The sequence below is a fragment of the Kocuria sp. CPCC 204721 genome (assembly GCF_040980945.1).
Lineage (GTDB): Bacteria > Actinomycetota > Actinomycetes > Actinomycetales > Micrococcaceae > Kocuria > Kocuria marina.
The window spans coordinates 80,590-91,955 of record NZ_JAVKPO010000009.1 but is presented as its reverse complement, the minus strand read 5'-3'; the positions used below and the strand labels follow the sequence as shown (position 1 = coordinate 91,955).

At 67.9% G+C, this 11,366-nt stretch carries 12 protein-coding genes and 1 tRNA gene; 10 read left to right on the top strand and 3 right to left on the bottom strand.

What is annotated here, in order from left to right:
* Positions 1-156: 156 nt before the first annotated feature.
* Positions 157-681, bottom strand: coding sequence for a hypothetical protein (locus tag RF637_RS09740; protein WP_368844724.1), 525 nt, complete (start codon positions 679-681; stop codon positions 157-159).
* Positions 682-751: 70 nt separating this feature from the next.
* Positions 752-1,099 carry a peptidase dimerization domain-containing protein gene (locus tag RF637_RS09735; protein WP_368844723.1) on the bottom strand — a complete coding sequence of 116 codons (348 nt, stop codon included), beginning with the start codon at positions 1,097-1,099 and terminating at the stop codon, positions 752-754.
* 462 nt (positions 1,100-1,561) lie between these two features.
* Here RF637_RS09735 and RF637_RS09730 point away from each other — a divergent pair, with 462 nt between their 5' ends.
* From RF637_RS09730 to RF637_RS09715, 4 genes are all read left to right on the top strand, one after another.
* Positions 1,562-2,473 (top strand): phage holin family protein, encoded by a 912-nt coding sequence (locus RF637_RS09730; RefSeq protein ID WP_368844722.1) that lies wholly within the window; start codon positions 1,562-1,564, stop codon positions 2,471-2,473.
* Positions 2,474-2,712: 239 nt separating this feature from the next.
* Entirely contained in the window at positions 2,713-3,663 is a 951-nt protein-coding gene (locus RF637_RS09725) for a DMT family transporter (RefSeq protein WP_368844721.1), read from the top strand.
* A gap of 22 nt (positions 3,664-3,685) precedes the next feature.
* The gene (locus RF637_RS09720; protein WP_368844720.1) at positions 3,686-4,840 is read left to right on the top strand and encodes a glycosyltransferase; all 1,155 of its coding nucleotides are present in this window, start codon (positions 3,686-3,688) and stop codon (positions 4,838-4,840) included.
* 69 nt (positions 4,841-4,909) lie between these two features.
* Positions 4,910-4,983, top strand: a tRNA-Ile gene (locus tag RF637_RS09715).
* A 30-nt stretch (positions 4,984-5,013) separates the two neighbouring features.
* On the opposite strand, the gene RF637_RS09710 is transcribed toward RF637_RS09715, so the two are convergent.
* Complete coding sequence (locus RF637_RS09710; protein WP_368835876.1) at positions 5,014-5,487, bottom strand: M23 family metallopeptidase; 474 nt, start codon at positions 5,485-5,487, stop codon at positions 5,014-5,016.
* Positions 5,488-5,998: 511 nt separating this feature from the next.
* Between RF637_RS09710 and rpsB the strand changes: the two genes are divergently transcribed.
* The 6 genes from rpsB to RF637_RS09680 all read left to right on the top strand — a co-directional run bounded on the left by rpsB (position 5,999) and on the right by RF637_RS09680 (position 11,256).
* Entirely contained in the window at positions 5,999-6,856 is an 858-nt protein-coding gene (gene rpsB, locus RF637_RS09705) for a 30S ribosomal protein S2 (protein ID WP_368844719.1), read from the top strand.
* A 114-nt stretch (positions 6,857-6,970) separates the two neighbouring features.
* Complete coding sequence (gene tsf / locus RF637_RS09700; protein ID WP_064846724.1) at positions 6,971-7,801, top strand: translation elongation factor Ts; 831 nt, start codon at positions 6,971-6,973, stop codon at positions 7,799-7,801.
* A gap of 201 nt (positions 7,802-8,002) precedes the next feature.
* Positions 8,003-8,779: a UMP kinase gene (gene pyrH, locus RF637_RS09695; protein WP_064845980.1), complete on the top strand. Its 777-nt coding sequence runs from the start codon at positions 8,003-8,005 to the stop codon at positions 8,777-8,779.
* A 119-nt stretch (positions 8,780-8,898) separates the two neighbouring features.
* Entirely contained in the window at positions 8,899-9,456 is a 558-nt protein-coding gene (frr, locus tag RF637_RS09690) for a ribosome recycling factor (protein ID WP_368835879.1), read from the top strand.
* Positions 9,456-10,430 carry a phosphatidate cytidylyltransferase gene (locus RF637_RS09685; protein ID WP_368835880.1) on the top strand — a complete coding sequence of 325 codons (975 nt, stop codon included), beginning with the start codon at positions 9,456-9,458 and terminating at the stop codon, positions 10,428-10,430. Before frr ends, RF637_RS09685 begins: the two co-directional genes overlap by 1 nt.
* A gap of 85 nt (positions 10,431-10,515) precedes the next feature.
* On the top strand, positions 10,516-11,256 hold the full coding sequence (locus RF637_RS09680) for a DivIVA domain-containing protein (RefSeq protein WP_368835881.1): 741 nt from the start codon (positions 10,516-10,518) through the stop codon (positions 11,254-11,256).
* Positions 11,257-11,366: the final 110 nt, after the last annotated feature.

The following is an 11,366-nucleotide window of genomic DNA, read 5'->3' as shown; positions in this document are numbered from 1 at the left end:
ACCTTCTACACCGAACCCACCCCACCCGCGGTGGCTCTAGCCGCTTGACGAAAACCATAGAAGCACCCCCCCGGCGTCCACGACGGCGCCGATCAGCGCGCCCTGCGTCATGCCGCCCACGAACGCCCCGGTGTTGATGGCCGCGAACGCGGAGCCTCACAGATTGGGGATGATCACGGCCACGATCATGAGCTCCGCGCCGATCACGGACATGATCAGCATGAACACCTTCTCGTTGTTCTCGAACCACTTCTTCACTACGCCGGGCCCGATGGAGGTGGCGATCCACACCGAGAGCCCGTAACCGAGCATCACGACCATGTACTGCCACCCGGCAGGGGTGATCCAGAACTGTTGCGAGTACATCGTGGCGAGCCACGTCAGCAGCCCCACGCCCACCAGGTTGTTGAGCAGCAGGCACAGCCCCAGCACCAGGGAGTTGCGATTCTTCCAGGCGTCGAGGATCGAGACGTCCTTCTTCGCACTCGAGTTGGCACCCTCCTCGGTGCCTGCCGCGGCAGAGGACGACGCCGCACCGTCGCCCGGCAGCTCCGGCGCCGCCGGGACGAATGTGACGAACATGAGCGTGGCGACCACGAGCAGGACGGCCAGCAGGAAGTACATCCACCGGAAGTCGCGCACGACCACGAACGGGGAGAGGACCCCGTACACCAGGATCATGCCGATCCCGGCGGAAGTCGTCGGAGGCGGACGTGCCCGGGCCCCAGGAGACTTTGTCCTCGCCCAGGGCCTACACCGCGGCGTCGTAGCCGATCTGCGCGACGTCGTCGTCGTTGACGATCACGGGGTAGCCGTCCGCCCATTCGAACGTGGCCGTGGCACCGTAGGCGGCGCACGTTTCCTCCACGATGTCGGTCGCGCGGGACCCGAGGACCTCCCAGTCCTCGTCCGCGACCGTACGCATGGATACGCCGATCCGGGCGGTGTCCGGGATGACGTCGGGGGCTCCGCCCGCCCAGATCATGCCCACGTTGACCACGTTCGTGTGGTCGGGGGCCACGCTGCGGGAGACGATCGTGTTCAGCGCGACCGTGATCTGCGCGGCGACCAGCACCGGGTCCGCACAGTTCTGCGGCATGGAAGCGTGGGAACCCTGGCCCGGATCAGTACCGTCACCGAGGTCTCGGTGGGGGACTCGGGGGAGAGGCCAAAGCTCGTGAGTTTCTCCCCCACGAAGTCGGATGTCGCGTGCTCCTTGTAGGACAGCTCCGGGTGGGCGTGGATGTGGCGGCGCCAGTCGATGACGTCGGACGCGGGAGCCTCGATCTGCGGGGCCGTGAACCCTGTCGAAGAAATCACCCAACAATAAGATCTTTAGTGAATCATGCGTGATTTTGAATAGCTCACAATGTTGACTTATGTGGAGGAATCTGCGTTCAATGAACGATTTCAGTTTTCCACAGCCCCCGGTGGTTGACCTGGTCCGAGCCCCGTCACGCCCGAGGTGTCGCGCCCGTCCCTGCCCGCTGGGCGCGCGGCCGAATGGTATTTTGAAATCAGATCAACCGTTCAGCACCACCACGTACTCATCGGAGGCGGCATGAGCCATGCAGTGGACCCCAACAGCGGTCACTCGTCCGGCAGCACCGGGCATTCATCCGGCCACACAGGACACACGTCCGGGGCAAGAACTCGCACCACCACGAAGCCGGGTGCCGCGTCCATCATGGACGTCGTCAAGGTCTTCACCCGATTGCTCCCCAAGCAGCTCAAAGATGAGGCCCAGCTCGCGTTCCTGGAGCTCAAGGAGAAGGGCATCAAGGTGGGCGTGGGCGCCGCGCTCGCGGTGGTCGGTCTCGTGTTCCTGGGGCTCGCCGTCATCGCCCTGATCGGTGCCGCCATCGCGGGCCTATCCCACGTGATGCCCGCGTGGCTGGCCGCGCTGTTGCTCGCGCTGCTGTTCCTCATCATCCTGGCCGTGCTCGCGCTGATCGGGGTCGCCAAGATCAAGAGCGCGTTGCCGCTCATGCCCGAGAAGGCCCTCTTCGGGCTGCGCTACGACGTCGGTGTGGTCAAGGAGGGCTCCGCGTACAACGAGGGCCGTGTCCAGCGTGAGGTGAACGAGGCCGAACAGAAGAAGCAGCGGGAGAAGGAGGAGGCGGCCAACGACCTCAACCAGGTCAAGCCCGTCAAGCCCACCGAGGAGCAGTTGCGCCACCGCCTCAAGCTGCGCCGCGAGCACCTCAAGAGCTTGCGCGACGACGCCCAGAACCGCGCCGATTCCGTCCAGGCCGCCACGCAGGGCTTCGTGGACCGCACTCAGCGCACGTTCACCCAGACCCAGGAGTCGGTCAAGCAGACCTTTGCGTCCAAGGGGGGCTCCCAGGGGGTCCGTCCCGCCGGTTCCACGTCCGCCCAGGACGTCCTGAGCGAGCGCTGGCAGCCCCTCGCGGTCGCTGTGGCCGCCGGGTCCGCGTTCCTGGTGTTCCTGCGCAAGCTGCTCAAGAAGTAATCGGGTGCGCGGCTCGCGTGAGTCGCCAGCCGTGCCGGAGGCCGGGTCGCCATCGTCGCGACCCGGCCTCCATTGTGTCCGGGGGCGTACTCGGGTGCGCGACTCCTCCGGCTCCGGTGCGTCTCATCCGGCGGTATGGGATCCCTCGTGCCCCGGTGCGAACATGCGGTGAACTCCCAGGCCCGCCGCGCCCCCGAGCTCTACGATGAGACCGTGACGGAGGACGTGATGAATCGGTGATGCAGTGGATCGCGGTGGCTCTGGCACTGAGCTCGGCGGTGTGCCTCGCGCTCGGTACGCAGACGCAATCCGTGGCGGTCACCGGGCACACCGAGGGACCGTTGACGCCGCGGGGGCTGTGGCCCCTCGTGCGCAATCTACGCTGGCTCAGCGGACTCGCGCTGCTGGGCCTCGGAACGGTGCTGAACGTCGCGGCGCTCTCGCTTGCGACCGTGACCGTGGTGCAGCCCATCGGGGTGATCGCACTCGTCATCACCACGCTGTTGCACGCCCGGCACCGCCACCTGATCATCAACCGTCGCACGTGGCTCGCCGTAGCCCTGTGCAGCGTGGGTGGAGCCACGTTCGTGGTGTGCGCCGTGATCGGGACGGATCCCACCCACGTACCCGGAACGCGTGCCGAGAACACGGTGGTCGCCCTGCTCGTGGGCCTCGTGGTGCTCATCGGTGTGTGCGAGCTATTCGTGCGCCGGCACCGGATCAGCATGTTCTACGTCTTGGGAGCGGGGCTCCTCTACGGCTTCGTGGCCGTGCTCGTCCGGTTGACCGCCACCACCATCACGTCCAGCGGGTTCGCGGACATCCGGTGGACCAGCGTGCTCATGATCGTGGTCGCCGCCGCGCTGGGCGGGTGGATGGTGCAGTGCGCGTACTCGTGCGGACCACCGGATCTCGTGATCGCCGGGCTCACCGTGGTGGACCCCATGGTGGGTGTGGCCCTGGGTCTCGTGGTCCTGGGAGAGGCCGGTGACTCCTTCACCGGGGCACTCGGCACGGCCATGGGGCTCGCGGGTCTCGTTGCTATAGTCGGCGTGGTCGTGCTCTCGCGACACCACCCCGAGGTCCTGCAACGCCGGGCGGCCGCACGCGCCCAGCAGGACGCGGTGACCAGCGGGGCGGTTGCGGACACGGCGCCACCCCGACGAACCGAACGCGCCACCGATCGCTGATCCCCCTACGGAACACAAGGCCTTGAGAATACTGATCACCGCTGAGACCTATCCGCCCGACATCAACGGTTCCGCGCAGTTCGCCCGCCGCCTCGCGCGCGGCATGCTGGAGCGGGGTCACGAGGTCCACGTCGCAGCACCCATGCCCACGAGCGGCCCCTCCCGGATCATGGACGACGCCGGGGTGACCGAGCACCGATTCCGCTCCCACCACGCGTTCACCCACCCCTACTTCCGGTTGTGCTTCCCGTGGGAGATCGTGCGGGAGGTCGCGCGGTTGTTCGACGACGTCCGCCCGGACGTGGTCCACGTCCAGTGCCACTACATCCTGGGCCGACTCGTGGTCCGTGAGGCCGTGCGCCGTGGTGTCCGGGTCGTGGGGACCAATCACTTCATCCCCGAGAACATCGAGCCGTTCCTGCCGTTCCCGCAGTGGTTCGTGCGCGGCTACCGCAAGGTCTCGTGGTGGGACATCGCCCGCGTGTACGGCCGCTGCGACGTCATCACCGCACCCACGCCGCTCGCGGTGCGCACCATGGTCGACAACGGTGTCCCCGATCGGGCGATCGCGGTGTCCAACGGGATCCAGGTCGGTGACTACGAAGCCGCCGCGGGGGAGCAGATCGAGCACCCGGACCACCCGATCGTACTGTTCTGCGGACGCCTGGCCGTGGAGAAGAACGTGGACGAACTCATCGAGGCCGTGGCCCTGATCCCGCGGGAGAAGAACGTCCACGCCGAGATCGTGGGGGAGGGGGAACAGCTGGACCGGCTCGTGAAACTCGCACACGAACACGGTGTCGCGGACCGGGTCCACTTCCTGGGGTTCCTCACGGACGAGCAGCTACGCACGGCCTACCTCCGCGCGGACGTGTTCTGCCAGCCCGGGACAGCGGAACTGCAGTCCCTCGTGACGCTCGAGGCCATGAGCGCCTCGACCCCCGTGGTGCTCGCCAACGCCCGCGCGCTGCCCCACCTCGCGGACGAGGGGCGCAACGGGTACCTCTTCTCCCCGGGCAATTCCGGGGACCTCGCGACCAAGCTGCAACTGGTCCTCGATGCCCCGCCCGAACAGCGGCGGGCCATGGGCGAGCGCAGCCGGGACATGGTGTCCCGCCACTCCTTCGCCAAGACACTGGATACCTTCGAGCGGCTCTACACCGGCGGGGAGGCGTGACGGTCCCTGCGGCGCCGCGCATGCGGTAGCGTAGGGCGGCGACCTCGACATCCGTTCGCGGTCGCACAGGGGGCGGTAGCTCAGCTGGTCAGAGCAGAGGACTCATAATCCTTTGGTCGTGGGTTCAAGCCCCACCCGCCCTACAAAACATGCCACGCTGGCTCACTGTGGTCTCACTCACCGGGGACCGGCAACAACACCGACGGCCGCAGGTCCGCCACGAATTGCAACGGGTTCACGTACTCCCCGTTCTCCCGCACACCCCAGTGCACCGCATCCCCGCCCGGGCCGTGGCCGGGAGTGGCCACGTTGGCGATCACCTGTCCCCGGGTCACCCGGTCACCCACTCGCACGGACGAGGACACCGGCTCGAATGAGGACTTGTGCCCCTCGCCATGCTCCACCGTGAGGACCTCCCGGTCCACGACGACACCCACGAAACTCACGACCCCGTCCTGCGGTGCACGTATCGGTGTGCCCGGGGGAGCGTGTAGATCCACACCCCGGTGGCCGGGCAGCCACTTCTGTGCGGGAGCCTCGAAATGCCGGCTCACCGACGGGCGCGGGGACACGGGCCAGGCCCAGCCGGGAGAGGCCCACGCCGCGGGGTGGGCCAGCAGCGAGCCAAGCGCGAGGACCGCGGCCATCACAGCGCAGTACACGGCGTGGTGCGGGGACCGTCCGGGCGGGCGTGCGGGAAACGGCGGGTGCACGGGAATGGGTGGGACCGTTGGAACGGGTGGGCGAGGAGGAATGGGTGGGGCGGCGTCGTCGTGACCGGAGGAACACATGACGACAGCGTGCGGCAGCCCGGTCCGAAGGGGCGGGGAGGCGCTCCGATGTGGAGCGAGGACGCCGCGCGATGCTGTATCCTACAGGGTGCAGTCACTCTGCCATTGGTTCACCGTGCCCGCTCGCGGGTGCGCGCCAATGCGGGATGGCTGACTTCGCGCGCGAGGGAACCCACGGCGGACATGGTCCGCCCGGGTGCGTGGTCCTCGGTCCGAGGCCCCGGTTACCGGGTGGTCGCGGTATGGAACCACGGGAGCCTGCTCCACGAGTAGGACTCACGAATCGCGCCAGGGACCGGCACGGCCGGTCGACAACCGTAAACACCGAGACGGCCCGCAGGCCGTCCATTATTCATGAGGAGACGACATGCCTGTCGTTACCATGCGCCAGATGCTCGACAACGGCGTCCACTTCGGCCACCAGACCCGTCGCTGGAACCCGAAGATGAAGCGCTTCATCTTCACCGAGCGCAACGGCATCTACATCATCGACCTGCAGCAGTCGCTGGGCTTCATCGACAAGGCCTACGAGGCCGTCAAGTCGACCGTGGCCCACGGCGGAACCATCCTCTTCGTCGGCACCAAGAAGCAGGCGCAGGAAGCGATCGCCGAGCAGGCGACCCGCGTGGGCATGCCCTACGTGAACCACCGTTGGCTCGGTGGCATGCTCACCAACTTCCAGACGGTCTCCAAGCGGATCGACCGCATGAAGGAACTGGAAGAGGTCGACTTCGACGACGTCGCGGGCTCGCAGTACACCAAGAAGGAATTGCTGCTGCTGCGCCGCGAGAAGGAGAAGCTGGAGCGCACGCTCGGCGGCATCCGCAACCTCACCAAGACCCCGTCCCTGGTCTGGATCGTGGACACCAAGAAGGAACACCTCGCGGTGGACGAGGCGCAGAAGCTCGGCGTGCCGATCGTCGCGATCCTCGACACCAACTGCGATCCGGACGAGGTCGCGTTCCCGATCCCGGGTAACGACGACTCCATCCGCTCCGTCTCACTGCTCACCCGCGTGATCGCCGACGCCGTGGCCGAGGGCCTCATGGAGCGCAACAACGGCAAGTCCAACGCCGCCGAGGAGCCCATGGCCGAGTGGGAGCGCGAGCTGCTGGAACAGCACAACGAGCAGACCGCCGAGCAGGCGGCCCCGGCCGAGCAGACCGCGCCCGCCGCCGAGCAGCCCGCCGAGACCGAGCAGAAGGACGCCCCCGCCGCCGAGTGAGGCCGGTGAGCGAGTTCACCTTCCATTCTTCCCGGTGACCCATCGTGGTGACCGGAACCGTGCCGGACGTCCTGAGGCGCCCGGCACGGACGAACCGACAACAGAGGAGTTCACATGGCGAACTACACCGCTGCCGACATCAAGGCCCTGCGCGAGCGCACGGGTGCCGGGATGCTGGACGTCAAGAAGGCCCTGGACGAGGCCGACGGTGACGCCCAGAAGGCCCAGGAGATCATCCGCGTCAAGGGCCTCAAGGGTGTGACCAAGCGCGAGGGTCGCTCGACCGCCGAGGGCATCATTGTGGCCCGCACCGAGAACAACGTGGGCTACATGGTCGAGGTCAACTCCGAGACCGACTTCGTGGCCAAGTCTGCCCCGTTCGTGGAGTTCGGCAACAAGGTGCTCGACGCCGCCGTGGCCTCCGACGCCGCGGACCTCGAGTCCCTGCTGGCCGCCCAGGCGGACGGCAAGACCATCTCCGATCTCGTGACCGAGACCGGTGCGCTGTTGGGCGAGAAGGTCGTCGTGCGTCGTGTGGCCCGTGTCGCCGGTGATCACGTGGCCGTGTACCTGCACAAGACCTCCAAGGACCTGCCCGCCCAGGTGGGTGTCCTGCTGGCCGTGTCCGGTGCTGACGCCGAGACCGCCGCGCACGACGTTGCCGTGCACATCGCCGCGATGTCCCCGTCCTTCCTCTCCGAGGAGGACGTCCCCGCGGAGACCGTGGAGAATGAGAAGCGCGTCGCGGAGGAAACCGCTCGCAACGAGGGCAAGCCCGAGAAGATCATCCCGAACATCGTCCAGGGTCGCCTGAAGGGCTACTACAAGGACGTCGTGCTCGTGGACCAGGACTTCGCCAAGGACGCCAAGAAGTCCGTGGGCCAGGTGCTGTCCGAGGCTGGCGCCACCGCCACCGCGTTCGCGCGGTTCCGCGTGGGGGCCTGAGCACCCGTTCGCGGGGTCCCGCGTGCGCCGAGCACGTGAGGCCCACAGCGACGTCTCGACGGGAGACCGTCACGCGTCCCGCACTGAAGCGGCGGGGCACCACTGGGGGACCGGGGGTGCCCCGCCGCTTCTGTATGCTGGAGGGCGGTCTGCCACGGGCGGGCCGCCTCATGACCACGAATCGGCCCCCCGGGAGGATCCATGCCCAGCATCATCGAATCGGAACCCCAGGACGAGGCCCTCGGCGGGGACCGGCAGCTGCGGCGCACCGAACCGGCACGTCGCAGGGTCCTGCTCAAGCTCTCGGGCGAGGTCTTCGGTGGCGGCAGCGTGGGCGTGGACACCTCGGTGGTGCGTGAGATCGCCGAGCAGATCGCCGCGACCGTGGGCCGCGTGGAGACCTCCGTGGTGGTCGGTGGCGGCAACTTCTTCCGCGGCGCGGAGCTCTCCCAGGCAGGGATGGACCGTTCGCGCGCCGACTACATGGGCATGCTGGGGACCGTGATGAACTGCCTGGCGCTGCAGGACTTCCTGGAGCAGTGCGGCGTGGACACGCGCGTGCAGTCCGCCATCAAGATGGAGCAGGTCGCGGAGACCTACATCCCCCGCCGCGCGATCCGCCACATGGAGAAGGACCGCGTGGTGATCTTCGGTGCGGGTGCGGGCCTGCCCTACTTCTCCACGGACACCGTGGCCGCGCAGCGCGCCCTGGAGGTGCACGCGAGCGAGGTCCTCATGGCCAAGAACGGTGTGGACGGCGTCTACACCGCGGACCCGCGTAAGGACCCGGACGCGCAGCGTCTCGCGAGCCTCACATACGACCAGGCAATCGCGCGCGACATCCGCGTGATGGACCAGACCGCGTTCGCGCTGTGCCGCGACAACAACGTGACCATGCGCGTGTTCGGCATGGAAGGCGCGGGCAACGTGACACGCGCGGTGCTGGGCGAGGAGATCGGGACCCTGGTCACCCCGTAAGGTCTCGCGGGCCGTCGCATCGCGCGACCAGCCGCCCCCTGCCCGTTAGAGTGGGGAGAACGAACCGTCGCCACCGGCGTCAGTACCGCCGGCCGGCCAGCTCATAAGGAGAAACACCCGTGATTTCAGATGTCCTCTCGGATGCCACGACCAAGATGGGTAAGGCGGTGGACGCCGCCAAGACGGACTTCGCCACGGTTCGTACCGGCCGGGCCAACCCGGCGCTGTTCTCGAGCCTGCTCGTGGAGTACTACGGCACGCCCACCCCGCTGCAGCAGCTCGCGTCGTTCCAGACCCCCGAGGCCCGCACCCTGCTGATCACCCCCTACGACCGCAGCGCTCTCAACGACATCGAGAAGGCCTTGCGGGACTCGGACATCGGCGCGAACCCCGCCAACGACGGCAACGTGATTCGCGTGGTCATGCCCGAGCTCACCGAGGAGCGCCGCAAGGAGTACGTGAAGATCGTCTCGAACAAGGCGGAAGAGGGCCGGGTGTCCGTGCGCAACGTGCGCCGCCACGCTAAGGAGGCCATCGAGAAGCTCGTCAAGGACGGCGAGGTCGGCGAGGACGACGGCAAGCGCGGCGAGAAGGACCTGGACGCTGCGACCAAGAAGCACATCGACCAGATCGACGATCTGCTTAAGAACAAGGAAGCCGAACTGCTCGGCGCCTGATGGCATCGGCTGATTCCCCCGGCTCCCCGCACCGCGACACCCGCCCGCCGTCTCCCGCCCCGGCGGGGGAGCAGGGGCGGGCGCACGACCCCCTGGTCACCACGGGATCGCTGCGGCAGGTCCTCACCCGCCCCTTACAGCGCAGCACCGAGCACAAGGCCCCCTCGCGGGCGGGCCGTAACCTCCCGGCCGCCGTGGCCGTGGCCGTCGTGCTCATCGGCGCGCTCGTCACGGGGCTGTTCTTCGTCCCGCTCGTACTGGCCCTGCTGGCCGGGACCGCGGCGGGTATCGGGGTGTGGGAGATCGCGCGGTCACTGACCTACAAGGGCGTGCAGATCCCGCAGGTCCCCGCGGTGATCGCGGCGGTGCTCATGCCGCTCGCGGCGTTCTTCGGCGGGGCGGAGGCGTTGTCCATGGCGCTCGTGCTCGCCGTGACACTCGTGGTGGTGTGGCGGGCCTTCGGGCCCAAGCAGGGGATGATGCTGTCCATCATGGGCTCGGTGTTCGCGCTCGTGTGGGCCTCGTTCCTGCTGAGTACGGCGGTGCTGCTCTACCATTCCCCGGACGGACCCCACAAGGTCCTCACGATCATCCTGCTGGCCGTCAGCTCCGATACCTTCGGCTACGCGGTGGGGGTCGTATGGGGCAAACACCCCATGGCACCCAAGATCTCTCCCAAGAAGTCGTGGGAGGGTTTCGGCGGATCCGTGGGCGGTGCCGTGGTCGTGGGCGTGCTGTGCGCGCTCTTCCTCGTGGAGATGCCGTGGTGGCAGGGCGCGGTCCTGGCGGTCGCGATCGTCGTCGTGGCCACCGTGGGCGACTTCTCCGAGTCCATGATCAAGCGGGAGATCGGGATCAAGGACATGGGGACCCTGCTGCCTGGTCACGGCGGAGTGATGGATCGCATCGACTCCATCGTCTTCGCCGTGATCACCGGCTACGTGATCTTCGAACTGTTCACCGTCCTGGGGTGACGCGGTCGCGGGCCGACCGCCCGTGCGCCCGGGACGCACGGACGCCGCCCCTCGCGGGTCGCGTCCCGGCCGCGGAAGGGCGGGTATGAGTACTCAGCAACGTTTCGATCGCCTCGGCGAGCGGGCCTGGGGTTACGACCCCGCCCAGGTGGACGACTTCCTGGACCGCCTCGCCGCGGTCATGCATACGACGCCGCCTGCCCCCGGTGGCCACGCGGACCCGGTCGCGGGCCCCGGGACGGTCGCTGAGCCGGTCGTTGACCCGGCCGATGTCACGGACCCCGTCACCGCCGAGGACTCTGCTGCGTCCGCGGACACCGCCGGGGCGACCGACGCGGACCGTGAACCCGAGAGCGCGGAGGCGGTGCAGCGGCGTCGTCGGCTGGGCAGCCGGCAGGTGCGCGAGCGCGTGTTCGACCGCGTCAAGGGCGGTTACGACCCCGGAGCGGTGGACGCCCACCTGGACGCCGTGGAGGACGAGCTGTTCGCGCGCGAGAAGGCCGCGTTCGTGGCCGAGCACGGCGCCCGGCGCTGGGAGGAGCACCTGGAGCTGTTGGCCGGGCTGTTGCTGGGGCGGCTCAACCGCCCGCACGGTGAACGCTTCCGCCGGCCGAGTTCGCACCGCACGCTGGGTTACGCGGCGGCGGACGTGGACGTGCTGTGCGACCGGCTCATGGACGCGTTGCGCGGTGAACCCGAGGTGGACCCGCGGCTCGTGAGGACGGCGGTCTTTCGATCCGCCCAGGGTCAGCGCAGCTACGAGGAACAACAGGTGGACGCGTTTCTGGACCGGGCCGTGGAGTTTGTCCTGGCCATGCGGCCGTAGCGGCGCGCCATGACGCCGAATGTATACACAGATCGATCAAAATTATAAGGTGGGCTAACCAAACCGCGGATTTCAGGGGTTTTTCGACGTTGTGACGGACATGTCTTGTG

What these genes read in the sequence shown, in the direction of transcription:
- RF637_RS09740 (WP_368844724.1), bottom strand. Translation starts at nt 681, where the DNA reads ATGATCCTGGTGTACGGGGTCCTCTCCCCGTTCGTGGTCGTGCGCGAC.
- RF637_RS09735 (WP_368844723.1), bottom strand. Translation starts at nt 1,099, where the DNA reads ATGCCGCAGAACTGTGCGGACCCGGTGCTGGTCGCCGCGCAGATCACG.
- RF637_RS09730 (WP_368844722.1), top strand. Translation starts at nt 1,562, where the DNA reads ATGAGCCATGCAGTGGACCCCAACAGCGGTCACTCGTCCGGCAGCACC.
- RF637_RS09725 (WP_368844721.1), top strand. Translation starts at nt 2,713, where the DNA reads ATGCAGTGGATCGCGGTGGCTCTGGCACTGAGCTCGGCGGTGTGCCTC.
- RF637_RS09710 (WP_368835876.1), bottom strand. Translation starts at nt 5,487, where the DNA reads ATGGCCGCGGTCCTCGCGCTTGGCTCGCTGCTGGCCCACCCCGCGGCG.
- rpsB (WP_368844719.1), top strand. Translation starts at nt 5,999, where the DNA reads ATGCCTGTCGTTACCATGCGCCAGATGCTCGACAACGGCGTCCACTTC.
- tsf (WP_064846724.1), top strand. Translation starts at nt 6,971, where the DNA reads ATGGCGAACTACACCGCTGCCGACATCAAGGCCCTGCGCGAGCGCACG.
- pyrH (WP_064845980.1), top strand. Translation starts at nt 8,003, where the DNA reads ATGCCCAGCATCATCGAATCGGAACCCCAGGACGAGGCCCTCGGCGGG.
- RF637_RS09685 (WP_368835880.1), top strand. Translation starts at nt 9,456, where the DNA reads ATGGCATCGGCTGATTCCCCCGGCTCCCCGCACCGCGACACCCGCCCG.
- RF637_RS09680 (WP_368835881.1), top strand. Translation starts at nt 10,516, where the DNA reads ATGAGTACTCAGCAACGTTTCGATCGCCTCGGCGAGCGGGCCTGGGGT.